Raw genomic sequence first — 26,932 nt, forward strand, 5'->3', positions numbered from 1 at the left:
CGGGACCCGGACGCTGGGCCGTGTCCCGTACTGTTTCAGGCCTGTCGGAACGCGTGGCGCATGGTGCCGAGTCCGTCGATCCCGCACTCGACGACGTCGCCGTGACGCAGGTAGGGCTGTGGTGCCGGGCGGCCGAGGGCGACCCCGGCCGGGGTTCCGGTGTTGATGACGTCGCCGGGGTGGAGCACCATGAACCGGCTCAGGTAGCGGATGATGCCGGCGACCGGGAACACCATGTCCGCGGTCGAGCCGTGTTGACGCTCGACTCCGTTCACCGACAGCCGGAGGGCGAGCTTCAGCGGGTCGGTGATCTCGTCCGGGGTGACGAGCCACGGGCCGAGCGGGTTGAAGGTCTCGCAGCTCTTGCCCTTGTCCCACTGACCGCCGCGCTCCAGCTGGAACTCGCGCTCCGACACGTCGTGGGAGACGGCGTAGCCCGCGACGCACGCGAGCGCTTCCTCGTCGCTCTCCAGGTAACGCGCCGTCCTGCCGATCACCACGGCCAGCTCGACCTCGTAGTCGGTCTTGACGCTGCCGCGGGGGATGAGCACCTCGTCGTACGGGCCCACGACCGTCCAGGGGTCCTTCATGAAGACGACCGGCTCACCGGGGATCGCCGCTCCCGTCTCCTCGGCGTGGTCGCGGTAGTTGAGGCCGATGCACACCACCTTCCCGGGCCGGGCCACCGGCGCCCCGATGCGTACGCGGTCGCCCCGGATCCCCAGGGCGGGCAGGGCACCCTCGGCCGCGGCCCTGGCGAGGCGGTCGAGCACGCCGTCGGCCAGGGAGCGGTGGTCGATGTCTTCGGCGACACCGGACGCGTCGAGGAGCCCACCCGATCCGTCCAGGACCGCGGTCCGTTCCGCCCCGGCCTCACCGACTCTCAGCACACGCATGGTACCCATCCCTCGGCTACACATCGGATGTATCGACGGGGAATGCAACCAACCATCCGGCGCTTTGTCCAGCCGTTCGTCAGGGCGACGCAGGCAAATGCCCAGTGTTCTAGCCCGGTTGAACACATGAGAAAGATGCGGCTCGACCGATCGCTCGACCTGGTCATCCGATGTATCGTGTGGCGCGCCGGTGCTGCTCGCTCCTCGTGCTCGACGCGCGACGGACGAGGCCGGCCGGCGCCGACACCACCACACCTCAGGAGGCACGCGCCGATGGCGGATTCGACGAGGATGCTCACCGCCCTGCTGGTCATGGAGGAGGAGCGCAGAGCCGATGTCTATCCGGCGCGTGTCCTCGAGGACATCGGTCGCGTCGTGCACTGGCGGGCCCCCGCGCTCACCAGCGACGCCCTCCGCCGTGACCCCGGCGTACTGGAGGGAGTCGACGTCCTGCTCACCGGCTGGGGAGCGCCGGTGCTCGACGCCGGTCTGCTCGCGCGTGCCCCGAGGCTGAGCGCGGTACTGGTGGCGGCCGGCTCGGTGCGGCACCTGACGACGCCGGACTTCTGGGCCCGCGGCATCCCCGTGGTGTCCGCGGCCGCGGCCAACGCCGTCCCCGTCGCCGAGTTCAGCCTCGCGCAGATCCTGCTGGGCCTCAAACAGGTTCACCGGCTCACCCGCGAGGTGGCCGTCAGCCGCAGCTTCCCGCGCGATCCACGGGTGCCCGGGGGCTACGGGTCGCGGGTGGGGCTGCTCGGCCTGGGCCAGATCGGCCGGCTCGTCGCGGAGCGGCTGCGGCACTTCGACGTCGAGGTGCTGGCCTGCGATCCCGTGACCGGACCGGACGCCGCCCGGGAGCTGGGCGTCCGACTGACCGGCATCGAGGAACTGTTCACGTCCTGCGACGTGGTGAGTGTCCACGCCCCTCTGCTGCCCGAGACCGAGGGGCTGGTGGGCGAACGACTGGTGTCGCTGCTCCCCGAGGGAGCCACCTTGATCAATACGGCGCGTGGTGCCGTGCTGGCCGAGCCGGAGGTGATCGGTGTCCTGCGCGACAGGCCCGACCTGACCGCGGTCCTCGACGTGACCTGGCCCGAGCCCCCCGAACCCCGCTCGCCGCTGTTCACGTTGCCCAACGTCCTGCTCACCCCGCATCTCGCCGGCGCCATGGGCAGGGAACGGGCCCGCCTGGGCGAGCTGGTCCGCGACGAACTGCACCGACTGGTACGCGGTGAACCCCTGCGGCACGCCGTCGAACCGGCCCAGGCCTCGACCCGGGCGTAGCGAGGCCTCCCGCCCCCAGTCCCTGCCCCGCACCTGCACTGGCCTCGCTCGGCGTGGCTGATTCGCTGACGTAAGGGACTCCGCACGTCCCGATATACATCGGATGTATGACCGGCGCTCCGATGGCAACCTCTAAGGGAACCCGACTGTGCCCACGCCCGGAATCTTGCACTCGGAGACACTTCCTGATCCTCCATCACCTCGTTCTCTGTTGATATCGGCAGGTCAGTTGGGGTGGTGGCACGGGGATGACGCAGCGGCGGCCCGGGCGGCAGCAGCCCACCCGAGCCCGTCGCCTCACCCCGCAAGTCTTTTCAGTCATCGGACTATTGACCCTCGATGGGCCGCGCGTTAGCGTCCCCGGCAAGCGCTATCCAGGCCGGCTGCTGAGGCGGCGAACAGGAGTTGTCATGCAGAGAACGCGATGGATCGGTGCGGGTTGTCTCGCCTCGGCGCTGGTCCTCACGAGCTGTACGTCCAGTCCCGCGGGGGTGGACGCGAAGCAGGACTCCACGGCGCAGCTGGAGTTGTGGACCAGGACCACACCGGGCGGGCCCGGCGAGAAGGTGACGCTGAGGCTCGTCGCCGGTTTCGAGAAGGCCACCGGCCACAAGGTGAAGGTCACGGCGATCTTCGACGACTTCGAGACGAAGCTCCAGCAGCGCGCCGCCCAGCGCAACCTGCCCGACATCGTCATGAACGACGTCACCCAGCTCGGGGCCATGCACAGCCAGGGCCTGCTCAGGGAGATCGACCTGAGCAGGATCAAGGGCAGCCAGGAACTCATCGGGCAGGGGCTGGACTCCGGCAAGAGCGTCGACGGCAAGCAGTACGGCATCCCGTACTCCGCCCAGGCCGGTGCCCTGCTGATCCGCAAGGACTGGCGCGAGAAGCTGCACCTCGAGACCCCGCGGAGCTGGGACGACCTGCTGGCCATGGCAGGCGCCTTCACCACCGGGGACCCCGACGGCAACGGCAAGAAGGACACCTACGGCCTCGCCGCCCCCCTGTCGACCAAGCGCGGCTACGCCTCCTGGTACTTCTCCAACTTCCTCTGGGCCGCCGGCGGAGACTTCATCACCGCGACGGACAAGGGCACGTACAAGCCGTCGATGACCAGCAAGGAGTCGACGGAGGCCGTGCGGTGGTTCCGCGCACTCGGCTGCGAGCACAAGGTGCTCCAGCCCGGTGCCGTCACCATGGACACCCCGCCGACGAACGAGACGTTCGAGGCGGGCAGGACCGGCATGTTCGTCGTCGGCCCCTACCTCATGCCCCGCTTCGACGGGTCGCTCGGCAAGGACAAGTACGAGGTCGTCCCCATGCCCAAGGGGCCGAAGGACGCCACCGTGCTCGCCGAAGGCAGCAGCGTCTATCTGATGGCGGGCTCGGAGAACCGGGCGGGACAGGACGCCTTCGCCGGCTACGCCATCTCCGCGGAGGGCCAGAAGCTCGGTATGCAGGGCAAGGACGGCTCCACCGTCCAGCTGCCCGTGAACAAGACGGTGGACGTCTCCGAAGTGCGCCCCGACCCGCGCTGGAAGACGTACGCCGAGGTCTACCGGACCTCAGGACGCTACGCGCCGTCCATCCCCAACTGGACCCCGGTACGGCAGACCACGGCCGAGACGGTCAACGCGCTGATGGCCGACTGTTCCCTGGACACCGGCGAGAAGCTGCGTGAGCTCGACAAGAAGCTCGCCGACATCCTCCAGGAGCAGGGAATCGCCGGATGACGCGTGTCGGCCACGTGAAGTCGGCCGCCCGCACGGCGGCCGGCGCCACCACCGGGGCGGAGGCCCGTCCGGCACCGCCGGCGACACAGGCGGGCAGGCCGTCCGCCGGCCGGAGCGTGAGGAACCGCCGTTCGGGCAGATGGTGGACGCCGTGGCTGTTCCTGGCCCCGGCCCTCATCCTCTTCCTGTACTTCAAGTTCATCCCCATGGCCAGCGCGCTGACCATGTCCTTCCAGGACGTGCAGCCCTATCTGGGCAACCAGTGGGCCGGCGGCGACAACTACGGGAAGGTGCTGTCCTCGGACGGCTTCCGGGAGGCCGCCTGGCACACCGTCGTCCTCGCGGTCGGCCAGACCGCCGGATCGATGGCGCTCGGCCTCGCCCTGGCGCTGCTCATGGAGGGACAGGGCCGCAGGCTCGGCTTCGTACGCTCGGCGGCGTTCCTGCCGGTCGTCGTGCCGATCGCGGTCGTGGCCGAACTGTGGCGGATCATGTACCACCCCACCGAGGACGGCATGCTCAACTCCCTCCTCGGTCTGGTGGGGTTCGGCCCGTCGGGATTCATCAACGACCCCGACACCTCCCTGGCCTCCATCATGCTCACCGGCATCTGGCGGGGCGCGCCCTACGACATGATGATCTTCCTCGCCGGGCTCGCCGGCGTGGACCGCGGCCTGTACGAGGCCGCGAAGGTCGACGGCGCGTCGAGGCTGCAGCGCATCCGTCATGTGACCGTCCCCGGACTGCGGGCGGTGCTGTCCATCCTCTTCGTCCTCGCGGCCATCCGGGGCCTGCGCGTCTTCACCGAGGTCTTCCTGCTCACCAACGGCGGCCCCGACGGCTCGACCGAGGTCGTGATGACGATGATCTACAAGCTGGGCCTCGAACAGAACCGGCTCGGCGTCGGCGCGGCCGGAGCGGTCCTGCTGTTCCTTGCGACGCTGGTCCTCACGGTCGGCGTCCACCTGTTCCGACGGAGGGGCAACGCATGAGCGCGCCGACCGAGACCGCGCTGGGGCTGACCGAGAGCAGGAGCGCCGGCGGCCGCGCCCTGAAGGCCGTCACCTACCTGCTCGTCCTGCTGGTGTTCGCCGGACCGCTGCTGGCCCTGCTGGTGAGCGCGTTCAACCACGTCAAGGACCCGACCCAGCTCAGCATCGTTCCCTCCGACCCCACCGTGGACAACTTCACGGTCGCGTTCGACCAGGGCGTCCTGAAGTACCTCCTCAACTCGTTCTTCGTCGTCGGGTTCGGGCTGCTGCTGCAGGTGGCCGTCTCCGTCCTGGCGGGCTACGCCCTGGCCAGGAAGCGGTTCCGCGGGATGACGCTCGTGTTCGTCGCGATCCTGGCGACGCTGATGCTGCCGGAGGAGATCCTGGCCATCCCGCTTTCGGTGGTCCTCGCCGATCTGCCCGTCGTCCACGTCAATCTGATCGGCTCACTGGCCGGCATGGTCGTCCCGCTTGGCGCGTGGGCGTTCTCCATCCTCGTCATGACCGAGTTCATGAAGGAGGTGCCCCGTGAGCTGGAGGAGGCCGCGCGGATCGACGGCGCCGGAGACCTGCGGATCTTCGCGCAGATCATCCTGCCGATGTGCAGGCCCGCGCTCGGCGTGATCGGCGTCTTCGGCTTCACGATGATCTGGGACCAGTACCTGCTGCCCCTGCTCGTCGCCACGGACTCCTCCTCGTACACGCTGCCGCTCGCCCTGCGCACGCTGCGGGTCGACCCCCTCGTCACCCCCGGTGTGGTGATGGCCGCGTCCCTGCTCGCCCTGCTGCCGTCGGTCGTCGTCTTCCTCTTCTTCCAGCGCTCCTTCGTCCACGGCCTGTCCAGCGGCGCCCTGAAGGGCTGACCCGGCAACCGCCCGGCCACCGCGCCCCCGGCGGGCCCTCGCCGGGGTGGCTCCGGTCAGGGCCGGCACCGGCGCGTACGGCCTGGGCGAGAGCTACACGGCGACGCCGCCCACCTCGAACCGCTGCACCACGTCGCCGACGAGCTGACCGGCCTCGACCCCCACCACCACCGACGTCAAGGAAAGATGCCCCATGACCATGCGAGCCGACATCCCTCCCACGCCGACGCCGACTCCGACGCCCCCGCCTGCGATGGCCGGGGCCCCGGACCCGCTGCCGGCACCGGACACGGGGTGGTTCACCACCGACCGCTTCGGCATGTTCGTCCACTGGGGCCTGTACTCCCTCGCCGCGCGCCACGAGTGGGTCAAGACCCGCGAGAAGCTGACGGACGAGCAGTACCAGGTGTACTTCGACCACTTCGACCCGGACCGTTACGACCCGGTCCGGTGGGCCAGGACGGCGAAGGCCGCCGGCATGCGGTACGTCGTGCTGACCACCAAGCACCATGACGGCTTCTGTCTCTGGGACAGCCGCCTCACCGACTACAAGGTCACCAGGACGCCCCACGGCCGCGACCTCGTCGGGCCGTTCGTCGAGGCCTGCCGCGCCGAAGGCCTCAAGGTCGGCTTCTACCACTCGCTGATCGACTGGCACCACCCGTCGTTCCCCGTCGACGGCGCCCATCCGCGCCGCGATGACGAGGAGTTCAAGGCCGCCGCGGCCGACCGGGACATCCGTGACTACCAGCGCTATCTCCACGGTCAGGTCCGCGAGCTGCTGACGGACTACGGGCGAATCGACTACCTCTTCTTCGACTTCTCCTACGAGGGCCGCGAATGGTGGGGCGGCAAGGGTCCGGCCGACTGGGACTCCGCCGGGCTGATGGAGACGGTCCGCGCACTCCAGCCGGACATCCTCGTCAACGACCGGGCCGGCCTGCCCGGGGACTTCGTCACCCCCGAGCAGTACCAGCCGTCCGCCCCGATGACCGACAACGGACGGCCGGTCCTGTGGGAGGCGTGCCAGACGCTCAACGGAAGCTGGGGCTACGACCGCGACAACCTCGACCACAAGAGCGCCGACCTGATCATCCGGATGCTCGTCGACGGCGTGTCCAAGGGAGGCAACCTCCTGCTGAACGTCGGTCCCACGGGCCGGGGCGACCTCGACCCGCGCGACACCGCCGTCCTCGCCGAGGTCGGGCGCTGGATGGACCTGCACGAGCGGTCCGTACGCGGCTGTGGCCCCTCGTCGTACACCCCGCCCGCCGACTGCCGCTACACCCAGCGCGGCGACCGGCTCTACGTCCACCTCTTCGCCTGGCCGCTGCGCCATCTGCACCTGCCCGGGCTCGAAGGCCGGGTCCGTTACGCCCAACTCCTCAACGACGCCTCCGAGATCACCCGAGTGCACCTCGACCCCGATCGCCCGGCGATCAACACCCAGATGGGCGGCCAGCCCGCCGGCACCCTCACCCTCCGGCTCCCGGTGCAGCGCCCCGACACCCCCGTGCCCGTCATCGAACTCCACCTGACTGACCCGTCCGAGCACCTCCCGACCGTCTGACGCCCCATCACCCTCCGCCCCGCCCCATTCCCACCCCGGCGACATCGACTGATCACGGAGGCACCATGCAAAGACGCACGTTCCTCACCGGCACCGCGGCAGGGGCGTTCGTCGCCGCTCTGCCCCTGTCCGGGCCGGCGCACGCGAACACCGTCGGGGACACTTCCGCCCACCACCCGGGCCGCCGCACCCTCGACGTCGGATCCCTGGACGAGCTTCAGAAGGCGATCGACACGGCCACACCGGGCACGCGGATCGTCGTCGCCGACGGCGAGTACACCGTCCCCTCGGCCAAGCCTCTCTCCGTCCGGGGCAGGCACGGCTCCAGGAGCGAGCCCGTCACGATCGCCGCCCGGTCACGGGGCGGCGTCGTGCTCCACGGGGAGCACAGCTTCGTCTTCGACGACTCCAGCTCCATCACCGTCAGCGGCTTCTCCTTCCGTCAGAGCACGACCCTGGAGATCCCGGCGAACTGCTCGCACATCCGGCTGAGCCGCAACGACTTCCGGCTCGCCGACATCGAGGGCCTGCACTGGGTCATGGTGCGCGGGGACGACACCGAGATCGACCACAACCACTTCCACGGCAAGACGACGCTCGGCATCTACCTCGGAATCGAGGGCGCGGGCAGCGAGGCCATGGCCCAGCGCGTGCACGTGCACCGCAACCACTTCTCCGACCACACCTTCGCCGGCGCCAACGGCGGCGAGCCGATCCGCCTCGGCGTCAGCGGGCGGGCCCTGACCAGCGCGCACGCGGTCGTGGAGTACAACCTGTTCGAGCGGGCCGACGGCGACCCCGAGGCCATCTCCGTGAAGAGCTCCGACAACATCATCCGGCACAACACCATCAGGAACAGCCTCGGCGGCATCGTGCTGCGGCACGGCAACGGCACCCTGGTCGACGGCAACTATCTGATCGGCGGCAAGGAGGGGCTGCGGATCTACGGCAACGACCACGTCGTCGTCAACAACTACCTCGCCGGTCTGTCCGGGCGGGCCATGGTGATCGGCAGCGGCACGGCACGCGACCACGTCCCCGGCGAGTCCTCCTCCGACCGCCGGGGCAACGACGCACCCGACCGTGTCCTCATCGCCCACAACACGCTGCTGGGCAACGCGGGCACGCTCTCGGGGGAGAGCCACCGCCCGCACGAGCCCCGCGACGTCACCATCGCCGACAACCTGCTGGTCGGCGACGCCGGTGACCTGGTCGAGATGGCGAACATGGTCCGCTTCACCTGGCAGGGCAACATCCTCTTCGGGGCGGCGGGCGACGGCGACATCCCCGCGGGCGGGTTCCAACGGGCCGACCCCCGGCTGGTGCGGGGCGCCGACGGGGTGTACCGCCTCTCCCGGACGAGCCGGGCGATCGGAGCGGCCACACTCCGGCAGCCGCCCGTCACCCACGACATCGACGGCGACCCGCGCGGCAGGCTGCGGGACGTCGGCGCCGACGAGTACGCGACGCGTGCCCCGAGGCGACGGCCCCTGACACCGGCCGACGTGGGGCCCCACGCCCGTTGATCACACCCGGGTGAGGGACAGCCGGCACGTGAGGCGCTGCTCGTCCACCTTGTACGGCTCGTACGGCTCGTACGGCTCGTCCACCTCGTACGGCTGGGCGGGCCAGGCCGGCGCCGGTTCGCGCTGCGTTAGGCTGGCGACGACAGACACATCCGATGTATTGCGCCGCGACTGGAGGACGTCTTGGCTGTTACCGACGAGGCGATCGGGAAGATCAAGGAGATGATCGTCTCCGGCGCGCTGCGCCCGGGTGACCGTCTGCCCAAGGAGGCCGACCTCGCCGGTGAGCTGGGACTGTCCCGCAATTCGCTGCGGGAGGCGGTGAAGGCGCTGTCCCTGCTGAACATCCTCGACGTGCGCCAGGGCGACGGAACGTACGTCTCCAGCCTCGAGCCGCCCCTGCTCCTGGAAGCCGTGTCGTTCGTCCTCGACTTCCATCAGGACGACCAGGCGCTGCAGGCCCTGAAGGTGCGCGGCATCCTGGAACCTGCGGCGACGGCCCTGGCGGCGGAGCGGATCACCGACCACGAGGTCCAGGAGCTCGGCGAGCTGCTCGACCGTCTCGGAGAGGCGCCGAGTCTGGACCAACTGGTGGCCAGCGACCTGGAGTTCCACCGTCGTATCGCCGCCGCTTCCGGGATCCCGTTGCTGTGCTCGCTGCTGGACAGCATCTCCGGGGCCACCGTGCGGGCCCGCCTGTGGCGCGGCATCACCGAGGAGTCGGCCGTGGCCCGGACCCTGTCGGAACACCGCGCGATTCTGGACGCGCTCGCCGCGCGCGACACGCGCACGGCGGAGGCCTGGGCGACGATCCACATCTCCAACGTCGTGCGGTGGCTCGACAGCGCCCTGTGAGGCCTGCCGTCGTCGACCGGCGGGGTGCCCCGATCCGGTCGGCGCGGCCATCGAGCGCCGACAGATCGGGGCCCTGTGACCGGGGAGTGATCGCGACTCCCTTGAGGCCAGAAACATCCGATGTCTACTTGCCTCGGCTCTCGGACGCGCCGTATCGTTCTCGCCCAACAGGCCAATCACCCGATCTGTGCTCATGGTTGAGACTGCTCCGCGGTGCCCGAGCAGGTGAACCCGAACACCGAGCAGCAACCCAGGTGTGAAAGGAACCCCGTTGTCCACTGACATCACGCGGGTCATCGCGATGGACACCTACGACGTCCGTTTCCCGACCTCCCGCGAACTCGACGGGTCCGACGCGATGAACCCGGACCCCGACTACTCCGCGGCCTACCTCGTCCTGCGCACCGACGACCCCGACGGCATCGAGGGACACGGCTTCACCTTCACCATCGGGCGTGGCAACGATGTCCAGGTCGCCGCGGCCGAGGCGCTGCGCCCGCACATCATCGGCCGCTCCGTGGCGGAACTCTGCGCCGACCCGGGCCTGATCAGCCGTGCTCTGATCGGCGACAGCCAGCTCCGCTGGCTCGGGCCGGAGAAGGGAGTCATGCACATGGCCGTCGGCGCCGTCGTCAACGCCGTGTGGGATCTGGCGGCCAAACGGCAGGGGAAGCCGCTGTGGAAGCTGCTGGCCGACGCCGACCCCGAATGGCTCGTCTCCCAGGTCGACTTCCGCTACATCGCCGACGCGATCACCCCCGAGGAGGCGCTCCACCTGCTGCGGCGCGGCAAGGAGGGGCGGACCGAGCGCGAGAGCGCACTGCGGGCCGACGGCTACCCCGCCTACACGACGTCGCCCGGCTGGCTCGGCTACTCCGACGAGAAGCTGACCCGGCTGGCGAAGGAGGCGGTGGCCGCGGGCTTCACCCAGATCAAGCTGAAGGTGGGCGCCGACCTGGCGGACGACGTCCGCCGCTGCCGCGCGGCCCGCGCCGCGGTCGGCGCGGACGTCCGCATCGCCGTCGACGCCAACCAGCGGTGGAACGTGGCCGAGGCGATCGAGTGGACCCGGGCGCTGGCCGAGTTCGACCCGTACTGGATCGAGGAGCCCACCAGTCCGGACGACATCCTGGGACACGCCCGCGTCCGGGCCGCCGTCGCCCCCGTCAAGGTGGCCACCGGCGAGCACGTCCAGAACCGCATCGTCTTCAAGCAGCTGCTGCAGGCGAACGCCGTCGACATCGTCCAGCTGGACGCGGCCCGGGTCGGCGGGGTGAACGAGAACCTCGCCATTCTGCTCCTGGCGGCCAAGTTCGGCGTTCCCGTCTGCCCGCACGCCGGCGGGGTCGGTCTCTGCGAACTGGTGCAGCACCTGGCGATGTTCGACTACGTGGCGCTCAGCGGAACCACCGAGAACCGGGTCATCGAGTTCGTCGATCACCTGCACGAGCACTTCGCCCACCCCGCCGCCGTACGCGACGGCCACTACACGACCCCTGTCTCGCCCGGCTTCTCCGCGGACATGCACGCCGCCTCGCTGGCCACCTTCGCGTACCCGGACGGCACGTTCTGGGCCGACGACCTGGCAGGACCCGCAGAAGCAGGAGGGGGAGCCGGCTCCGGAGCCAAGGGCGAGGGCGAGGGCAGGGCCGTCTCCGTGCCGGGCGCCGCGCGCCGCGGCGGGGTCGCGGAGGTGACGGCATGAGCGGTTCCCCGCTCGCCGGCCTGCGGGCCGTCGTCACCGGCGGCGCCTCCGGCATCGGACTCGCCGTCGCACGGATGCTGGACGCGCACGGCGTCGCCGTCGCCGTCCTGGACCTGAACCCGGAGGCGACGCCCGAGGCACTCACCGCCTTCCGCGCGGACGTCGGCGACGACACCTCGGTGCGCGAAGCGGTCGAGGCCGCCGCCGCCGCGCTCGGCGGCATCGACATCCTGGTCAACAACGCGGGCATCGGCGCGGCCGGGACGGTCGAGGACAACCCCGACGACCAGTGGCACGACGTCCTCGACGTCAACGTTCTCGGAGTCGTCCGCACCACACGGGCGGCGCTGCCTCATCTGCGCCGCTCGGAGAGCGCCGCCGTCGTCAACGTCTGCTCCATCGCCGCCACCGCCGGCCTGCCACGGCGGGCGCTGTACTCGGCGAGCAAGGGGGCCGTGCTCTCCCTGACGCTCGCCATGGCGGCCGACCACGTCGGGGAAGGCATCCGCGTCAACTGCGTCAACCCCGGTACGGTGGACACCCCTTGGATCGGCCGCCTGCTGGACGCGGCCGAGGACCCGAAGGCCGAACGCGCGGCGCTCAGCGCCCGCCAGCCCACCGGACGGCTCGTGAGCGCCGACGAGGTCGCGGCGGCCGTCGTCTACCTCGCCTCCCCGGCCGCCGGCTCCGTGACCGGCACCGCCCTCGCGGTCGACGGCGGCATGGCCGGGCTCCGACTGCGGCCGGCGGGCACATGAGCACCGGTACGGACCGCGTCACCATCGGACGGACCGCTGCCTGGACGACCCGCCTGGCATTCGGCGCGGCGGGAATCGGCAACCTCTACGAGGTCGTCACCGACGAGGACGCCGCCCGGGCCCTCGGCACCGCGTGGGACCGCGGCATCCGCTCGTACGACACCGCACCCCACTACGGCCTGGGCCTGTCCGAACGCCGGCTCGGCGCGTTCCTGCGGGACCGGCCCCGCGACGCGTACACCGTCTCCACGAAAGTCGGCCGCCTCCTCGTCCCCGCCCCCGGCGCGACCGGTGACGATCTCGCCAACGGCTTCGCCGTCCCCGCCGCGTACCGCAGGGTGTGGGACTTCAGCGCGGACGGCGTCCGCCGCGGCCTCGAAGCGAGCCTGGAACGGCTCGGACTCGACCGCGTCGACATCGTGTACCTCCACGATCCCGACGACCACACCGAACAGGCCCTGCGCGAGGCGTACCCGGCCCTGGAACGACTGCGTACCGAAGGGGTCGTGCAGGCCATCGGTGTCGGGATGAACCAGACCGCGGTGCCCACCCGCTTCGTCACCGAGACCGATGTCGACGTCGTGCTGCTCGCCGGCCGCTACACCCTGCTCGACCAGAGCGGCCTGGCCGAGCTGCTGCCCGCCGCACGAGCACGCGGAGTGTCGGTCGTCGCCGGCGGAGTGTTCAACTCGGGCCTGCTGGCGGATCCGCACCCGGCGGCCACCTACGACTACGCCGCTCCGCCGGCAGGGACACTGCGGCGGGCCGTACGGATGCGGGAGATCTGCGAGCGCCATGGCGTGCCGCTGAGAGCCGTGGCGGCCCGGTTCCCGCTGGGTCATCCCGCCGTGGCGGGCGTCCTGCTCGGTCTGCGCAGCGAGAAGGAGGCCGCGGATGCCGCCGACATGCTGGGCCGTGACATCCCCGCCGCCCTGTGGGAGGAGCTCCGCCGCGAGCGTCACCTGGCCGCCGGCGCCCCCGTACCCGGCGGCGATTGAGCCCGTCACGATCGCCGGCGCCAGCGCCGGGCCCCGAGCCCTCGACGTCCTTCTGGCCGCCGCCGACCTCTCTGGAGTGGACCCATGAGAATCACCTTGCACACCCGCGTCCGGGCGGACCGCATCGCCGAGTACGAGCAGGCGCACCGCGAGGTGCCCACGGAGCTGACCCGGGCGATCCGGGAGGCCGGCTGCACGTCCTGGACGATCTGGCGCAGTGGAACGGAGCTTTTCCACCTGCTCGACTGCGAGGACTACGCCCGGCTCCTGGCCGAGCTGGAGAAGCTGCCGGTCAACGTCGAATGGCAGGCCCGCATGGCCGAACTGCTCGACGTCGTGCACGACTACTCCGGCGAAGGCGCTGACGCGGGACTGCCGGTGGTGTGGCAGCTGTGAACACGCCGCCCGTCGTCGACGCGCACCACCACCTGTGGGACCTCGCCGTACGCGACCAGGACTGGATCACCGGACCCGCGCTCGCCCCGCTGCGCCGCACCTTCTCGGAGAGCGACCTGCGGACCGAGACGGATGCCTCGGGAGTGACGGCCACCGTGCTCGTACAGACGGTGACCGTGCCCGAGGAGACACCGGAGATGCTGAGCGTGGCCCGCGACAGCGGCCTCGTCGCCGGCGTGGTCGGCTGGACGGACCTGACCGCCCCCGACGTCGCCGCCGCGCTGGCCGCGCTGCGGGCGCTGCCGGGCGGCGAACACCTGGTGGGCATGAGGCACCAGGTCCAGTCGGAACCCGACCCCGCCTGGCTGCTGCGGCCCGACGTCCGACGCGGCCTCAAGGCGGTGGCCGACGCCGATCTCGCCTACGACCTGGTGATCCTGCCGCACCAGCTGCCGGCCGCGGGCGCGGCCGCCGCAGCCCTGCCGGAGCTGACCTTCGTCCTCGACCACGCGGCGAAACCACCGGTCGCGACCGGGCACGTCGAGCCCTGGGCGACGCACCTCCGCGCTTTCGCTCGCCTGCCGAACACCGTCTGCAAACTCTCCGGGCTGCTCACCGAGGCCGACTGGCACACCTGGACCGTGCGCGACCTGCGCCCGTACGCCGACACCCTGCTCGACGCGTTCGGCCCGTACCGCTTGATGTTCGGTTCCGACTGGCCCGTCTGCACTCTCGCGGCGTCGTACGCGCGAACGCTCGCGACGGCCACGGAACTCGCCGATGCCCTGAGCCCGCCCGAGCGGGCCGCGGTCTTCGGCGGCACAGCCATGGACACCTACCGGCTGGGGGAGTAGGCGCCTGCCGAGGCGCCCGAGGCAGGCTCTGAGGAAGCGGAGCCGTCGTGATCGAGCTCGTCAACCTTCTCGAACGCCTAGATCACCTCGAACGCCTAGATCACCTCGATCACGTGTCCTTCGGACGGTGCGGTCCGGCTGTCCGCCGCAGCCAGGTGTGGAGAGCGACGAAGTCGGGATCGGTGAGGCCTCGACGCGGATCGACACGGTGGAGGAGAGCGGCGCCCCGATGGTGGGTGGAGACCCAGGCACGATCAGCGTCGGTGATCTCATCGTCGACCCAGGCGAACGAACGCCCCGCCGCCCAGTCGACAAGGCCGCGGGTCTTCCAGTGCAGGCCGGCGCGCTCGTCCCGCTCATCGACGTCGGACGGCTCCGGCCAGCTCACCACGGCCAGCTCCGGCAGGCCGATCCGTGGCGCGACGCACTCGTTCGCGTCGGCCATCCATGTCGTCGCCCAGACCAGATCACATGGCAGCGCGGCCAGCCGGGGCCCGTGGGCGGGGTCGATCCTGGCCAGAAGCGGATGCGCGTCGCTCTCCCGCGGCTCGGTACCGCTCCGATACGTCGGATACTCCCGCGACGGCGCGCCGAACGGGATGAGTGGCCCGTCGACATCGAGGAAGAGCAGTGGTCGCTGCACCGAACCGGTCACGACACCACGATAGTGAGTCGTCCTGCCGACGCCGAGTCGATGAGAACGTCGGGCGAGGACAGCGCGCGCTCGCCGTGATGCCCGGCCCGTCGTCGGACGGATCCCCGGCGGGGCGGCCGAACGGATCCGCGGGCCGACCGGCCGGATCCGTTCGGCCGTCGGATCGGCGGGCCGCCCCCGCCGCTGGTCAGAGCGCGGGCGGCGGGGCGACCGAGGAGCGCATGACGAGGCGTGCGTGGAGCGTGTGCGTCTCGCGGCGGGGTTCCGCTCCTTCGAGCGGGTCGAGCAGCACCTCCGCCGCCTTCGCGCCGAGTTGGTGCACCGGCTGTTCGATCATCGTGAGGGGCGGGTCCATGACCGCCGCCCAGGCGCTGTCGTCGAAGCCGATCAGCGACAGGTCGCCGGGGTAGGACAACTTCCGCGCCCGCACGGCGCGCAGCGCCCCCGTCATCGCGTCGGTCTCCGTGCAGAACAGCGCGGTGGCGCGGTGGGGCAGGGTGAGCATGCGGACGACCTCCTCGGTCGCGTGCTCCTCGGTCTTGGGCCCGACCATCACCAGCTCCGGGTCGAAGGGGATGCCCGCGTCGTCCAGCGCGTCGAGGTATCCACGCAGTCGCTCCCCGTCCGTCCACACATTGCGGGCCGCCGCGGAGAGCAGTGCGCGCCGGGTCGTCGGCGCCTGCGCCACCGGTGGCCCCCAGACGAAACCGATGCGGCGGTGTCCGGCCGCGATGAGCGTCTCGACGGCTTCACGCGCCACGTCCCTGTTGTCGATGACGACGGTGTCGAGATCGAGGGAACCGATCGCGCGGTCGACCAGCACGACCGGGACACCGCGCTCCAGGGCCGTGCGGATGTGGGTGACCTCGCCGCGGCCGACAGCGGCCGACGCGATGATGACGCCGTCCACGCGCTTGTCTATCAGCACGTTGGTCGCCGCGATCTCCTCGTCGAGGTCTTCGTAGGTGCTCAGCACGATGGTGTCGAAGCCCCGTGCGCGGGAGGCGTCGGAGATCCCGCGGACCATGCCCGCGAAGAAGGGGTTGCCGATGTCCGCGACGACGACCCCCAGGGTGTGGCTCACCCCGGTCGACATGCTCCGCGCCAGCGCGTTCGCGCGGTAACCGAGCTTCTCGGCCGCCGCGAGCACGCGCTCCTTCAACTCGGGGCTGACGTACCCGTACCCGCCGAGGGTGCGCGCCGCGGTCGCGCGGCCGACGCCGGCCTCGGCGGCCACCTCCGAGATCGTCGGCGGCGCCGGCGGGCGGCCCCGGTCTGCTGGCATGGGATCCGTACCTCACTTCTCCTGGTCGAGGGCTCGCCACATGCTAGACACAGCCGGTCACCCGACGGGCCGGCCGTGGCCGAAGGCCCCCTCGACGAAGCACTGCTCGTACGCGGCGTCGGCTCCGTCACGCAGTGCGCGTTCGACGACCTTCCGCTGGAGCGGGGTGTCCGCGGACCATCCCTCGCGTACCAGGGAGACCGCGAAACCGGCGAGGAACGCGTCGCCGCAGCCCATGGTGTCGACGAGCGGCTTCACCCCACCCGAATCCCGCGCGGGCGCGGTGACGCTGTACCGGTCCGTGCGGGCGATCGCTCCGTCGACGCCACGGGTGGCGAGCGCCATTCCGGCACCCCGGTTCACGGCTTCCGCCAGGAGAGCGTGCGTCGCGGCCTCGTCGAGGTGCGAGCAGGACAGCAGGACCAGGTCCGCGTACGGGCAGACGCGGTCGAGGTAGGAGGAGGCGCGGTACTCGTCCTCGCTCGACAGGTCGAACATCACGAGGGGGCCGGACGCGGCGAGCCGGGGCAGTTCGCTCTCGCTCCGGGAGTACACGCTGGAGTGCACGAGGTCGAACGACGAGACGTAGGCGGACAGTTCGGCGTCGAGCAGGAGCGGTTCGCGTACCGTGACGCCGCCGCCGTTCCAGCCGAGGAACACGCGCTCGCCGTCGTCGACGCGCAGGGTGGACAGGCCGGACTCGCCCGCGCGTACGACACAGTGGTCCATGGCCACGTTCTGAGCGGCGATGGACTCGCGCAGAAAACGGCCGAGGTCGTCGTCGCCGAAGACCCCGAGGTAGGCGGCCTCGACGCCCAGCCGCCGGGCGTACACGGCCACGTTGACGCTGTTGCCACCCGGATAGTCGATACCGCGGTCGACGAACCGGTCGACGATGTTGTCGCCGAAGCCGAGGACTCTCATGAGGGTTCTCCTGTGCGAGGGGCGGTGCGGGGCGGGGCGCCATGGAGCGCGGGGCCCGGACGGGGCGCGCGGTGCCGAGGGGGTGGAGCCCGCCGCCCCCGACGAAAGGGCGGCCCGCCGCCCCTGACGGACGGGGAACGGACGGGGACGGACCGGGACGGCGGGCTCGTCGGCTCAGTAGTCCATGACGCGGTAGTAGCGGCGCAGGTCCAGCGAGTGGTCGCGCACCCGCTCCAGGTGCTTGCTCACCCTGCCCATCACGGTGTCGAGCACGAGCGGCGCGAGGAGGCCGCGGAACTCGGGACTGATGCCTTCCAGCGCGTAGTCACGCGTGTCGAAGACGGTCACGTCGCGGGAGATGCGCTTGGCGAAGGCCTCGACGCGGTCGGTCAGCGCCCGGGTCTCGTCCTCCCCCTGAAAGATGACCACGCTCGTGTCCTCTTCGAGCAGTTCGAGGGAGCCGTGGAAGAACTCGGCGCTGTGCACGCGGGTGGTGCGCAGCCACTGCATCTCCTCGAGGATGCACATGGAGTAGAGGTACGTGAATCCCCACAGGTTCCCGCCGCCGACGAGGAAGTGGTAGTCGGTGTCCTTGTGGGCCTCGGCGAAGGCGCTCGCGGACGCATCGGCCTGCTTCGCCACGTCGACCATGAGGCGCGGAATGCCGGCGAGCTCGTCGGCGAGCTTCTCGTAGCCCTCGAACTCGCCCCGCCGCGCGAGCAACCTGCCCATGAAGAACAGCATCTGCGGGTCGAACGGCCAGGCCTTGGGCTCCGACACCAGGGCGACGTCGACGTTCTTGGCGATGGGGGAGTCGGCGTAACCCGTGAAGGCGACCGTGCGGACTCCCTTGGACCGGCAGAACTCGATGGCGGCGAGGCTGTCCTCCGTCGTGCCCGACACGGACGTGAAGACGGCCACCGAACGCTCGCCGAGCGTGGCATCGCCGGAGGCGACCAGCTCCGCGGCGATCACGGCCCGCACGGGGAGTGTCGAACTGCGCCGGGCGAGGTGCTCGTACGGCCACATCTGGGCGTAGGTGCCGCCGGCGCCGACGAGGAAGAGATGGTCGAACCCCTCGTCCACGAGGCGGTCGGCGAGCTCTTCGATGCGGGGGCGCAGGGCCACCGTGCTCGCCAGCTGGGAGAGAACTTCCGGCTCGTTGAATCCGAGCATCTTCGGGTCCTTTCGAGGAGGGTGCGGCCGGCGGCGCTGAGCGACCTGATACCGGTATCACGCGGCCCTCACGCTGGCACAAGAGATCAGGACCGTCAACACCGTACGCGCGCCCACAGGCCCGGACTTCGTGCGGTATACCGCCTCTACCTGCAGATTCATGCCGACTCGCAGTTCTTCCGTCGGTGATCCAGGGGCGGGCCCCGGCAGCTCCGCGGAAGTTCTCCGGTACAGCTCTGGTACCGGTATCAGATTCTCTGTACAGTCGCCGCACACAAGCGGTCCACGTCATGGAATCCGCGGCGGATCCGAGGTGCCCGGCGGCACCGGCGGTCCCATCCCGAGCGAAAGGAAGCCCATGCGCGCTCGTGCAACGACGAGGTACGCGGCACTCTTCGGGGCCTCGGTGCTCGCCCTCACCGGCTGCTTCGCCGGGCCGAAGCAGGCACCAGCAGCCGATGTCGGCGCCGCGCCGCAGTACTCCGGCACCCTGAGCATCCTGACCAAGTTCGCGGGAGACCCGCTCAGCCCCTACTTCGAGGACCTCGCCGCCGCCTACGAGCGGAAGCACCCCGGGGTGAAGGTCGAGCTCATCCAGGAGACCGACCAGAGCATCAAGGACAAGACCAAGACGCTCACCGCCTCCGACGCCCTCCCCGACATCTACTTCACCTGGACCGGGAACTGGGCCGACAACTTCGTCCGCGGAGGCCGGGCGGCGGACCTCACCGAGGTCATCGGCCCCGACACCGAGTGGGGGAAGACCTTCAGCAGGTCGTCCCTGTCCGCCTTCGCCCACGAAGGCAAGTACTACGGCATACCCCTCTACAACAACGGCAAGTTCATGGGCTACAACAAGGCCGCGTTCGACAAGGCCGGTGTCGAGGTTCCGACCACCTTCGAGGAGCTGATCGACAGCTGCGCCGACCTCCGCGAGGCCGGATACGAACCCATCGCCTTCGGCAACAAGGACGGCTGGCCCGCGCTGCACTACCTGCAGCAGCTCTTCGCGTACAACGTGCCGGCCACCGCCCGTGAGGCGGACAACCATCCCGAGACGGCGACCCTCGAAGACCCGGGCTACCTCACGGCTCTGCGGCAGTTCAAAACCCTCGTCGACTCGTGCACCGACACCCGAGGCGGCACCAACGGCGTCCTCTACACCTCCGCGCAGGAGGCGTTCGGCCGCGGCAAGGCGGCGATGTACTACCAGGAGATCCTCGAGTTCGACAGCACGACCGCGGGCGGCTCCCTCAAGCCCGAGAACCTGGGGATCTTCCCCCTGCCCGCCCCGCAGGGCGCGAAGGGGGACCCGAAGGTGATCGAGGGAGCACCGGAGGGCTACTTCGTCAACGCGCGATCGCCGCGCGCGGCCCTCGCCGTCGACTTCATGAAGTTCGTGACCGAGCCGAAGAACGCCGCGACCCTCTCCGCACCGCCGTACGGCCAGCCCAGCGCGGTGGTCGGGGCCGTCACACCGCAGACGTCGAGCAAGGCCGTCTTCGAGGGCATCGAGCAGGTCAACAAGGCGCCGGGCCTGGTCGGATGGCTCGACATGGTCACCGCTCCCGAGGTCGCCGACGCCTGGCTGGCCGGCGGCGAGGCGCTGATCAGCGGCGGCAAGTCTCCCGAGAAGGTACTCGAGAGCGTGCGCCGGGCCTCCACGTCGGCCAAGTAGTCCGCGCTGCCGAAGGGAAACATGCCGGTGCGCACCATGTACGGAAGAGCACGAGGGCTGGCCTGGGTCGTTCCGGCCCTCGCCATGCTCGGAGTGTTCGTCTACCTGCCACTCGTGCAGAACTTCGGGTTCTCCACGCTCACGTGGGACATCTACAGCGGTGACCAGGAGTACGTCGGCCTGGAGAACTACCGCCGACTCGTCGGCGACCCGGTCTTCTGGTCGTCGTTCGCCAACAACCTCTGGTACGCGGCTCTGTCCATCGTGTTCCAGGTCTTCGGTGCGCTGCTGCTCGCCGCGCTCGTCGAGAGCGTTCGCGGCGAGCGATGGCAGCGCGCCCTCCGCGCCGTCTACTTCATACCCTCGGCGATCTCCCTGACCGTCGCCGGACTGCTCTTCTACTTCGTCTACGAGCCCAACATCGGCCTGCTCAACCATGTGCTCGACGCCGTGGGACTGGGGGAGTTCGCCCAGTCGTGGCTGGGACAGGAGAGCACGGCGATGTTCGCGATCATCGCCATGAGCCAGTGGCAGGGCTTCGGGTACAGCACCCTGCTCTTCGCCATCGCGATCCAGCGCATCCCCTCCGAGCTCTACGAGGCGGCCGCCCTCGACGGCGTCGGACCCGTCCGCCGCTTCTTCCAGGTGACGCTGCCACTGGTGCGCGAAATGACCGGCCTCATGATGATGGTGACCGTCTCCGGCGCGTTCCAGGTGTTCAACGAGGTCATGGTGATGACCAGTGGAGGCCCGAACAATTCGACCCAGGTCCTCGGCACCTGGCTGTACCGCAACGGTTTCGTCCGCAACGACTTCGGGTCGGCCGCGGCGATCGGCACCGTGCTCTTCGTGATCACGCTCACCATCGCCATGGCGCAGCTGTGGATCACCCGTAGGAAAAGGGTGGAATGGTGACTCGTCTCGGCTTCCTCGGCGTGATCGCGCGCCTGTTCGTGTGGGCCTTCCTGCTCGGCCTGGTGGTGGTCGTGCTCTATCCGCTGCTGTGGATGGTCCTCAACGGGTTCAAGACCAACGCCGAACTCTTCGACAACCCCTTCGCGATCCCGGAGACATGGAGTTTCGAGAACTACCGGAAGGCGTGGAACCGCGGGGTGAGCGACTACCTCACGGCCAGTGTGCTCGTCACGGTGACCTCGACGATCGCGACCGTCTTCATCAGCGCCTGGGCCGCCTACGGCCTCACCCGGGTGAACATCCCGCTCAACAAGGCGCTCACCGCCGTCATCCTCGGCGGACTCATGCTCACCCCCACCGTGGCACTGGTACCGCTCGTGCAGATGTTCCAGGCGATGGGCCTGTACAACAGCTTCTGGGCGCTGCTCATCCTGTACACGGCCTTCCGGGTCCCGTTCACCACCTTCCTCATCCGCGCCTACATGATCGACCTCCCGCGCGAGGTGGACGAGGCGGCCGAGATCGACGGCGCCGGCCGCTGGACCGCCTTCTGGCGGATCATCCTGCCGATGTGCAAGCCGATCATCACCTCCACCGTCCTGCTGCACGTCCTGTTCGCCTGGAACGAGTACCTCTTCGCGATGGTGTTCACCAACGGCAGCGACGTCCAGACCCTCCCCGTCGGACTGACCAGCCTCATGAGCAAGCACGGCACCGACTTTCCCGTCGTCTTCGCCGCAATGGCGATCGCCGCGGTCCCGGTGGTGCTGCTGTTCTTCTTCGGTCAGCGCTACATCGTCAAGGGTCTCGCCGACGGAATCGGAAAGTGACCGCACGCCACCCATGACAGGAGCCTCATGGCCCTCTCCTCCAGACAGATCACCGGATCCAATTTCGCCTACCAGCATCTGCCCTTCGACACCTTCCTCGACGACGCGGCGGACCTCGGGCGCGAGAAGCTCGAACTGTGGGGCATCGCCCCGCACCTCCACATCCCGCAGCTCCGCAACGCCGACGCCCGGAGGATCCGCCGCTCCATCGAGGCGCGCGGACTCACCGCGTACTGCCTCACCCCCGAGCAGGTGATGTATCCGGTCAACGTGGCCTCCCCCGTGGACTGGCTGCGCACCGAGAGCATCGCCCACTTCCGCCACGCGGCCGAACTGTGCGCCGAACTCGGCGCGGAACTGCTTCTGTTGACCCCCGGGCGTGGCTACGAGAACGAAGCGACCGGCGCCGCGTGGCGCCGTTCCGTCGACGCGATCGGTGAGATCGCCGCGCACGCCGGCACCCTCGGCGTGGAGTGTGTGCTCGAACCGCTGCAGCGCGTGGAGTCGAACCTGGTCAACGACTCCCGCACCCTCGCGGCCATGCTCGACGAGATCGGCGCGGTAAACCTCGGAGCCGTCCTGGACACGGTGGCGATGGCTGTCGCCGGCGAAAGCGTCGACGACGCCTTCGAGGCGCTCGGCGACCGCATCCGACACGTCCACCTCATCGACGGACGGCCCGCAGGACACCTCGCCTGGGGAGACGGGGAGCTGCCGTTGGCCGACTACCTCTCGGCGCTCGAACGACGAGGGTACGACCGCTGGATGACGTTCGAGTTGTTCGGCGACGGCACCTACGCACGCGACCCACGGACGGCGGTCGAGCAGTGCCATGCGCGGGTCGGCCTCGCCTGATAGGAAGCTTTCTCAGCACGAGGCCACTTGAGCCGCCGGCCACTCAAAGGCTGGTGAGGATCTGCGGTGACAGGATCTTGATCATGGTGTTGGTCCAGCGCATCTGCCGCAGTGTCCGCGGGTGGCAGTCGGAGGACAGGGCCAGCAGCCGGTCGTTCCGGGCCGCTTGGGCCGCTTGGGCCGCTTGGGCCGCTTGGGCGAGCATCTCCCAGTAGAGGGAGTTTCCGGTGGCGGCGAGATGGAGCGAGCGGAGGTCCCGCAGGAGCAGCAGGCCGGGCTCGGGGCGGTGCCCGAGCACCTCGGCGGTCTTCTCCCGTACGGCCGTGAGCAGGCCCTCGCCCGGCCGTTCCTCGGCACCGCCGCTCAGATCGAGCCCGTGAGGCCGGGCGGCGTCCGCGATGCGGTCGGCGTGTTCGTGCGACCAGCGGGCGAGGTCGGTGGCCACGTGATGGATCTCGTGCTCGGTGCGGTGGCGCCCGGCGACGGCGACGAGTTCCTTCTCCAGGTGCCGCTCGCCGTGGTGCAGGGCGCGCAGGGCGAGGGTGATGCCGCTCATGGCCGTTCCTCCGTGGCGTGGGCCCGCGGCCCTCCGGCGGTGGCCGGGATGCCGTCCGGCGTGGACGGCGCGGAAGCGGTGGTGGTCGGCGCGGGAGCGGTGGTGGTCGGCGCGGGAGCAGGGCTGCCGTCACCGCGGCTGACGCGTTCGATGCGGGCCGCGGCCGTCTTGTACAGGGGCTGCTTGGACACCGGGTCCCAGTCGGTGACCGTCGTCTCGTTGGCGGCCCGGGCGTCCGCTTGCGCGGCGGGACGATGGCCTCCCGGGGTGTCCCAGTAGCCGTAGTGGAAGGGCACGAAGACGAGTCCGTCGCGGATGGCGGTGATCCGTACGCGGGCCTGCAGCGACCCTCTCGGGGTGGTGATCCGGGCCGTGTCTCCTTCCCGGAGGTCCCACGTGGCGGCCTCGGTGGGGCTCAGCTCGGCCCACACCTCCGGGGCCGCGGCGTTGAGCTGCGGCACACGACCGGTCTTGGTGCGGGTGTGGAAGTGGTAGAGAGTGCGCCCGGTGGTCAGTTGGAGCGGGTACTCCTCGCTGGTGTCCTCGTGCGGGGCCACGTATTGCGCGGCCTTGATGACGGCCTTGCCGTCCGGATTGAGGGACCGGTACTCGACCACCTCCACGGAAGCGCCGGTGACCAGGTCCTTGCCGTAGCTCTCGCAGACGTCCGGATGCGCCCAGCTGATGCCCTGGGTGTAGAGGCGTTCGGTGCCGTCCGGGGCGTCCTCGGTGCAGGGCCACTGGATGCCGCTGCCACCGCGCAGCCGGTCGTAGGTCAGGCCGGTGTAGTCACAGGGCCGGCCGGCGCTGCAGCGCTTCCACGCCTCGAACGTCTCCTCCGGTGTGCGCCACGGGATCAACGGCCCGCCGTCGCGGTCGCGGAAGTCCATGCGCCGTGCGTAGTCGAGGAAGATGTCCAGGTCGGAGCGGGCCTGCCCCGGCGGGTCCACGGCCTTCTCGGACAGGTGGACGGTGCGGTCGGCGTTGGTGAACGTACCCGTCTTCTCGCCCCATGCGGCGGCCGGCAGCACCACGTCGGCCAGCCGCGCCGTCTCGGTGAGGAAGAGGTCCTGTACGACGGTGAACAGCCGCTCCTGTCCGAGAATGCCGCGGATGCGGGCGAGTTCGGGCAGGGACACGACCGGATTGGTGCCGCTGATCCACAGCATCCGTACCGAACCCTGTTCGGCGTAGCGGAAGATCTGCAGGGCCGGGGTCGGCGGCGCGTAATGCGGGATGGTCGCCGGTTCGACGTTCCAGACGCGCGCGAGGTCGGCGACGTGCTGGTCGTTCTGCCAGTTGCGGAAGCCCGGCAGGTCGCCGTCGGCTCCGGTCTCACGCGTGTTCTGGGCGGTCGGCTGGCCGTTCATCTGGAGGACGCCGCAGCCCGGCCGGCCCAGCATTCCGCGGATCAGATGAAGGTTGTTGACCTGGACGGCGGCCGCGGTCGCCTGATGGGACTGGTAGACCCCCTGCAGCACGGTCGACAGCAGCCGCTCGGCCCCGCTCAGCAGCTCCGCGGCTTCCGTGATCGCCGCCGCGGGTACGTCGCAGATGGCCGAGGCCCACTCCGGCGTACACTCCGCCACCTGCTTGCTCAGCTCCTCGAAACCCACCGTATGGGCCTCGACGAAAGCGCGGTCGACCCGGTCGCGCCGGATCACCTCGTGCAGAAGGGCGTTGAGCAGCGCGACATTGGTCCCGACGCGGGGAGCGAGGTGGACGTCGGCGCGCCGGGCGACCACGGTGGGGCGCGGGTCCACGCACAGCAGACGCGGCGGATCCTGCCCTTCCAGCCGGTCGAGCACGCGCATCCACAGCACCGGCTGCGTCTCGGCCATGTTGTGCCCGAACAGCGCGATGGTGTCCGCGTGGTCGACGTCCGTGTACGAACCGGGCTGGCCGTCGCAGCCGAACGACTCCTTCAGCGCCTCGGCCGCGGTGGAGGTGCACAGCCGCGTGTTGCCGTCGAGGTGGTTGGTGCCGATCCCGGCCCGGGCGAGGACCGCGAGGGTGTAGTACTCCTCCAGGAACAGCTGTCCGCTGGTGTAGAAGCCGATGGCCCCTGGGCCATGTGCGGCGAGGAGCTTGCGGGAGCGGTCCACGACGCGGCCCATGGCGGTGTCCCAGTCGCACTCGACCAGTCGGCCGTCCTCGCGGATCATCGGCGTCCGCAGCCGGTCGGCGGCGTGGTTGGCCTGCCAGCCGAACAGGTCCTTGGGGCCCAGCCGGCCCCGGTTCACCCGGTCCACCGCCCGTCCGCGGACGCCGACGATCCGGCCGGCCCGCACCGCGATGTCCATCGCGTCCCCGTCCGAATGGAGTACCGACGCCGACTGCACCCACTGCTCGACATCGTGCGGAGTGATGCCGTCCGCGAGATATGTGTCCACTCGCGCCGGCCAGGTGCCGCCGGGCCCGTAGGCGGTCCGCCCGCCCCAGGGGTGCGCGATCCGGTCGATGCCGTCCACAGGAGATTCCATCGGGTACCTCGCCTTCGGCTGCTCAGCGGCGTACGCCCACCCTCGATCGCCGGGGGAAACAGGCACGCGAGAACCGCCTCCTGTCGACGCACCCACGGGGGCAGGCGGCCCGTGCTCGTCCCTGTGCACCTCCGCGGAACGCGCTGCTGACGGCGCCGGCGACGTGCCGGCTCGGCGAGGAAATGCGCCTGCCGCCGTACGGAGGCGGCCCTGCCGCCATGGGGATGCATCGGGGCCGCCATACGGAGCACCGAGACCGGTCGTCGAGGCGGTGCGCGGCCCGTGGCGGCGTTCTCGCTCTTCGGCTCCTGTCACTCTTTGTGGCGATGTAGTGGCTGTAAGTGAGACGGTGGGCGTGTCGGCGCGGAATGGATGGCTGCGGGTGCTAAGAGGCGCCCTGGTTCCATGCCCCCGGTCTCCGGAGGGCGAAGGGAGAAACCCGATGCCGAAGAAACTGGCGACGATGACCGCACTCATAGCCGCGGCGACCTGTCTGTCCATGAGCCCGTCACAAGCTTTTGCCGCGCCCCTCCTCGACAGTCAGGACACCGCGTTCACGAAGGCGGCCCACCAGGGCAACCTGGCGGAGATCGCCGCCGGCCGCGATGCGCAGAAGAACGCGACCACCGCCTGCGTGAAGCAGGTGGCCGGCGTGCTGGTACGCGATCACAGCAAGCTCGACGGTGATGTGAAGATGCTGGCCGACAAGCTGGGCGTGAAGCTCCCCGCATCGCCGACACCCGAGGCCCGGAAGAAGCTGGCGGCGGTGCAGGCCAAGGCCGGAACGGCCGCCTATGACAAGGCCTGGCTCGCCGATCAGGATGCCGCGCACACCAAGACCCTGGCCATGATCGACGAGGAGATCTCCAAGGGGAAGAACAAGGAGGTCGTCGCCGCCGCCCGCGCCGCCCGCCCCGTGGTGGCCGCGCACCTCGACATGGTCCGCAAGGGCACCTGCAACGCCGCCGGCGACCCACGCAAGGTGGGCGCGGGAACCGGTGGCCACCTGGCAGCCGCGGACGCGGGTCTCGGGACGGCCGGCGCCGCCGGTGTCGCGGGCGGAAGCCTCCTCACCGCGGGCGCCGGTCTGTGGTGGCTCGCCCGACGACGCTCCACGGGCTCCCCGCACTCGGGCTGAGGCC

The 26,932-nt window shown here is 70.2% G+C and carries 25 protein-coding genes; 17 read left to right on the top strand and 8 right to left on the bottom strand.

What is annotated here, in order from left to right:
- Positions 1-35: 35 nt before the first annotated feature.
- Complete coding sequence (locus tag J7E93_RS31045; RefSeq protein WP_215073352.1) at positions 36-896, bottom strand: fumarylacetoacetate hydrolase family protein; 861 nt, start codon at positions 894-896, stop codon at positions 36-38.
- 273 nt (positions 897-1,169) lie between these two features.
- Here J7E93_RS31045 and J7E93_RS31050 point away from each other — a divergent pair, with 273 nt between their 5' ends.
- The 6 genes from J7E93_RS31050 to J7E93_RS31075 all read left to right on the top strand — a co-directional run bounded on the left by J7E93_RS31050 (position 1,170) and on the right by J7E93_RS31075 (position 8,867).
- Positions 1,170-2,180 (top strand): hydroxyacid dehydrogenase, encoded by a 1,011-nt coding sequence (locus J7E93_RS31050; protein WP_215073353.1) that lies wholly within the window; start codon positions 1,170-1,172, stop codon positions 2,178-2,180.
- A gap of 410 nt (positions 2,181-2,590) precedes the next feature.
- On the top strand, positions 2,591-3,916 hold the full coding sequence (locus tag J7E93_RS31055) for a sugar ABC transporter substrate-binding protein (protein WP_215073354.1): 1,326 nt from the start codon (positions 2,591-2,593) through the stop codon (positions 3,914-3,916).
- On the top strand, positions 3,913-4,908 hold the full coding sequence (locus tag J7E93_RS31060) for a carbohydrate ABC transporter permease (RefSeq protein WP_215073355.1): 996 nt from the start codon (positions 3,913-3,915) through the stop codon (positions 4,906-4,908). The genes J7E93_RS31055 and J7E93_RS31060 overlap by 4 nt, the downstream gene beginning before the upstream one ends.
- A complete protein-coding gene (locus tag J7E93_RS31065) occupies positions 4,905-5,771 on the top strand; it encodes a carbohydrate ABC transporter permease (RefSeq protein ID WP_215073356.1) in 867 nt (288 codons plus the stop codon). Before J7E93_RS31060 ends, J7E93_RS31065 begins: the two co-directional genes overlap by 4 nt.
- A gap of 253 nt (positions 5,772-6,024) precedes the next feature.
- Complete coding sequence (locus J7E93_RS31070; protein ID WP_215073399.1) at positions 6,025-7,341, top strand: alpha-L-fucosidase; 1,317 nt, start codon at positions 6,025-6,027, stop codon at positions 7,339-7,341.
- Between the two features lie 65 nt (positions 7,342-7,406).
- Positions 7,407-8,867 carry a polysaccharide lyase 6 family protein gene (locus tag J7E93_RS31075; RefSeq protein ID WP_215073357.1) on the top strand — a complete coding sequence of 487 codons (1,461 nt, stop codon included), beginning with the start codon at positions 7,407-7,409 and terminating at the stop codon, positions 8,865-8,867.
- Here J7E93_RS31075 and J7E93_RS31080 read toward each other — a convergent pair whose 3' ends face one another.
- The gene (locus J7E93_RS31080; RefSeq protein WP_215073358.1) at positions 8,868-9,017 is read right to left on the bottom strand and encodes a hypothetical protein; all 150 of its coding nucleotides are present in this window, start codon (positions 9,015-9,017) and stop codon (positions 8,868-8,870) included. It lies immediately after the preceding gene.
- A gap of 33 nt (positions 9,018-9,050) precedes the next feature.
- On the opposite strand from J7E93_RS31080, the gene J7E93_RS31085 reads away from it, so the two are divergent.
- From J7E93_RS31085 to J7E93_RS31110, 6 genes are all read left to right on the top strand, one after another.
- Positions 9,051-9,722: a FadR/GntR family transcriptional regulator gene (locus J7E93_RS31085; RefSeq protein ID WP_215073359.1), complete on the top strand. Its 672-nt coding sequence runs from the start codon at positions 9,051-9,053 to the stop codon at positions 9,720-9,722.
- Positions 9,723-10,023: 301 nt separating this feature from the next.
- Positions 10,024-11,427 carry an enolase C-terminal domain-like protein gene (locus J7E93_RS31090; protein WP_251067343.1) on the top strand — a complete coding sequence of 468 codons (1,404 nt, stop codon included), beginning with the start codon at positions 10,024-10,026 and terminating at the stop codon, positions 11,425-11,427.
- Positions 11,424-12,185, top strand: a complete 762-nt coding sequence (locus tag J7E93_RS31095; protein WP_215073360.1) for an SDR family NAD(P)-dependent oxidoreductase — start codon at positions 11,424-11,426, stop codon at positions 12,183-12,185. The genes J7E93_RS31090 and J7E93_RS31095 overlap by 4 nt, the downstream gene beginning before the upstream one ends.
- Positions 12,182-13,183: an aldo/keto reductase gene (locus J7E93_RS31100; protein ID WP_215073361.1), complete on the top strand. Its 1,002-nt coding sequence runs from the start codon at positions 12,182-12,184 to the stop codon at positions 13,181-13,183. Before J7E93_RS31095 ends, J7E93_RS31100 begins: the two co-directional genes overlap by 4 nt.
- 84 nt (positions 13,184-13,267) lie before the next feature.
- Positions 13,268-13,579, top strand: coding sequence for an L-rhamnose mutarotase (locus J7E93_RS31105; protein ID WP_215073362.1), 312 nt, complete (start codon positions 13,268-13,270; stop codon positions 13,577-13,579).
- A complete protein-coding gene (locus tag J7E93_RS31110; RefSeq protein WP_215073363.1) occupies positions 13,576-14,433 on the top strand; it encodes an amidohydrolase in 858 nt (285 codons plus the stop codon). The genes J7E93_RS31105 and J7E93_RS31110 overlap by 4 nt, the downstream gene beginning before the upstream one ends.
- A gap of 109 nt (positions 14,434-14,542) precedes the next feature.
- Here the strand turns inward: J7E93_RS31110 and J7E93_RS31115 are convergent, their stop codons facing one another.
- From J7E93_RS31115 to J7E93_RS31130, 4 genes are all read right to left on the bottom strand, one after another.
- The gene (locus tag J7E93_RS31115) at positions 14,543-15,088 is read right to left on the bottom strand and encodes an HAD domain-containing protein (protein WP_215073364.1); all 546 of its coding nucleotides are present in this window, start codon (positions 15,086-15,088) and stop codon (positions 14,543-14,545) included.
- A gap of 187 nt (positions 15,089-15,275) precedes the next feature.
- Positions 15,276-16,373, bottom strand: coding sequence for a LacI family DNA-binding transcriptional regulator (locus tag J7E93_RS31120; RefSeq protein WP_215073365.1), 1,098 nt, complete (start codon positions 16,371-16,373; stop codon positions 15,276-15,278).
- Positions 16,374-16,430: 57 nt separating this feature from the next.
- The gene (locus J7E93_RS31125; RefSeq protein ID WP_215073366.1) at positions 16,431-17,297 is read right to left on the bottom strand and encodes a PfkB family carbohydrate kinase; all 867 of its coding nucleotides are present in this window, start codon (positions 17,295-17,297) and stop codon (positions 16,431-16,433) included.
- 174 nt (positions 17,298-17,471) lie between these two features.
- The gene (locus tag J7E93_RS31130; protein WP_215073367.1) at positions 17,472-18,473 is read right to left on the bottom strand and encodes an SIS domain-containing protein; all 1,002 of its coding nucleotides are present in this window, start codon (positions 18,471-18,473) and stop codon (positions 17,472-17,474) included.
- A gap of 358 nt (positions 18,474-18,831) precedes the next feature.
- Here J7E93_RS31130 and J7E93_RS31135 point away from each other — a divergent pair, with 358 nt between their 5' ends.
- From J7E93_RS31135 to J7E93_RS31150, 4 genes are read left to right on the top strand one after another with little or no spacing between them, the layout of a single operon-like run.
- On the top strand, positions 18,832-20,151 hold the full coding sequence (locus J7E93_RS31135) for an ABC transporter substrate-binding protein (RefSeq protein ID WP_215073368.1): 1,320 nt from the start codon (positions 18,832-18,834) through the stop codon (positions 20,149-20,151).
- A gap of 36 nt (positions 20,152-20,187) precedes the next feature.
- On the top strand, positions 20,188-21,066 hold the full coding sequence (locus tag J7E93_RS31140) for a carbohydrate ABC transporter permease (protein WP_215073369.1): 879 nt from the start codon (positions 20,188-20,190) through the stop codon (positions 21,064-21,066).
- Positions 21,060-21,896, top strand: coding sequence for a carbohydrate ABC transporter permease (locus J7E93_RS31145; protein ID WP_215073370.1), 837 nt, complete (start codon positions 21,060-21,062; stop codon positions 21,894-21,896). Before J7E93_RS31140 ends, J7E93_RS31145 begins: the two co-directional genes overlap by 7 nt.
- 27 nt (positions 21,897-21,923) lie before the next feature.
- Complete coding sequence (locus tag J7E93_RS31150) at positions 21,924-22,751, top strand: sugar phosphate isomerase/epimerase (RefSeq protein ID WP_215073371.1); 828 nt, start codon at positions 21,924-21,926, stop codon at positions 22,749-22,751.
- Positions 22,752-22,794: 43 nt separating this feature from the next.
- Here the strand turns inward: J7E93_RS31150 and J7E93_RS31155 are convergent, their stop codons facing one another.
- On the bottom strand, positions 22,795-23,307 hold the full coding sequence (locus J7E93_RS31155) for a hypothetical protein (RefSeq protein ID WP_215073372.1): 513 nt from the start codon (positions 23,305-23,307) through the stop codon (positions 22,795-22,797).
- On the bottom strand, positions 23,304-25,790 hold the full coding sequence (locus J7E93_RS31160; protein WP_215073373.1) for a molybdopterin oxidoreductase family protein: 2,487 nt from the start codon (positions 25,788-25,790) through the stop codon (positions 23,304-23,306). The genes J7E93_RS31155 and J7E93_RS31160 overlap by 4 nt, the downstream gene beginning before the upstream one ends.
- 442 nt (positions 25,791-26,232) lie before the next feature.
- Here J7E93_RS31160 and J7E93_RS31165 point away from each other — a divergent pair, with 442 nt between their 5' ends.
- Positions 26,233-26,928, top strand: coding sequence for a DUF4142 domain-containing protein (locus tag J7E93_RS31165; protein ID WP_251067339.1), 696 nt, complete (start codon positions 26,233-26,235; stop codon positions 26,926-26,928).
- Positions 26,929-26,932: the final 4 nt, after the last annotated feature.

It is taken from the genome of Streptomyces sp. ISL-36, assembly GCF_018614205.1.
Lineage (GTDB): Bacteria > Actinomycetota > Actinomycetes > Streptomycetales > Streptomycetaceae > Streptomyces.

Excerpts from the sequence above, each read along its gene's own strand:
- J7E93_RS31075 (WP_215073357.1), top strand. The coding sequence starts at position 7,407 with ATGCAAAGACGCACGTTCCTCACCGGCACCGCGGCAGGGGCGTTCGTC.
- J7E93_RS31050 (WP_215073353.1), top strand. The coding sequence starts at position 1,170 with ATGGCGGATTCGACGAGGATGCTCACCGCCCTGCTGGTCATGGAGGAG.
- J7E93_RS31095 (WP_215073360.1), top strand. The coding sequence starts at position 11,424 with ATGAGCGGTTCCCCGCTCGCCGGCCTGCGGGCCGTCGTCACCGGCGGC.
- J7E93_RS31150 (WP_215073371.1), top strand. The coding sequence starts at position 21,924 with ATGGCCCTCTCCTCCAGACAGATCACCGGATCCAATTTCGCCTACCAG.
- J7E93_RS31120 (WP_215073365.1), bottom strand. The coding sequence starts at position 16,373 with ATGCCAGCAGACCGGGGCCGCCCGCCGGCGCCGCCGACGATCTCGGAG.
- J7E93_RS31135 (WP_215073368.1), top strand. The coding sequence starts at position 18,832 with ATGCGCGCTCGTGCAACGACGAGGTACGCGGCACTCTTCGGGGCCTCG.
- J7E93_RS31105 (WP_215073362.1), top strand. The coding sequence starts at position 13,268 with ATGAGAATCACCTTGCACACCCGCGTCCGGGCGGACCGCATCGCCGAG.
- J7E93_RS31065 (WP_215073356.1), top strand. The coding sequence starts at position 4,905 with ATGAGCGCGCCGACCGAGACCGCGCTGGGGCTGACCGAGAGCAGGAGC.
- J7E93_RS31125 (WP_215073366.1), bottom strand. The coding sequence starts at position 17,297 with ATGAGAGTCCTCGGCTTCGGCGACAACATCGTCGACCGGTTCGTCGAC.
- J7E93_RS31140 (WP_215073369.1), top strand. The coding sequence starts at position 20,188 with ATGTACGGAAGAGCACGAGGGCTGGCCTGGGTCGTTCCGGCCCTCGCC.
- J7E93_RS31060 (WP_215073355.1), top strand. The coding sequence starts at position 3,913 with ATGACGCGTGTCGGCCACGTGAAGTCGGCCGCCCGCACGGCGGCCGGC.
- J7E93_RS31090 (WP_251067343.1), top strand. The coding sequence starts at position 10,024 with ATGGACACCTACGACGTCCGTTTCCCGACCTCCCGCGAACTCGACGGG.
- J7E93_RS31100 (WP_215073361.1), top strand. The coding sequence starts at position 12,182 with ATGAGCACCGGTACGGACCGCGTCACCATCGGACGGACCGCTGCCTGG.
- J7E93_RS31145 (WP_215073370.1), top strand. The coding sequence starts at position 21,060 with ATGGTGACTCGTCTCGGCTTCCTCGGCGTGATCGCGCGCCTGTTCGTG.
- J7E93_RS31055 (WP_215073354.1), top strand. The coding sequence starts at position 2,591 with ATGCAGAGAACGCGATGGATCGGTGCGGGTTGTCTCGCCTCGGCGCTG.
- J7E93_RS31160 (WP_215073373.1), bottom strand. The coding sequence starts at position 25,790 with ATGGAATCTCCTGTGGACGGCATCGACCGGATCGCGCACCCCTGGGGC.
- J7E93_RS31045 (WP_215073352.1), bottom strand. The coding sequence starts at position 896 with ATGCGTGTGCTGAGAGTCGGTGAGGCCGGGGCGGAACGGACCGCGGTC.
- J7E93_RS31165 (WP_251067339.1), top strand. The coding sequence starts at position 26,233 with ATGCCGAAGAAACTGGCGACGATGACCGCACTCATAGCCGCGGCGACC.
- J7E93_RS31155 (WP_215073372.1), bottom strand. The coding sequence starts at position 23,307 with ATGAGCGGCATCACCCTCGCCCTGCGCGCCCTGCACCACGGCGAGCGG.
- J7E93_RS31130 (WP_215073367.1), bottom strand. The coding sequence starts at position 18,473 with ATGCTCGGATTCAACGAGCCGGAAGTTCTCTCCCAGCTGGCGAGCACG.
- J7E93_RS31070 (WP_215073399.1), top strand. The coding sequence starts at position 6,025 with ATGGCCGGGGCCCCGGACCCGCTGCCGGCACCGGACACGGGGTGGTTC.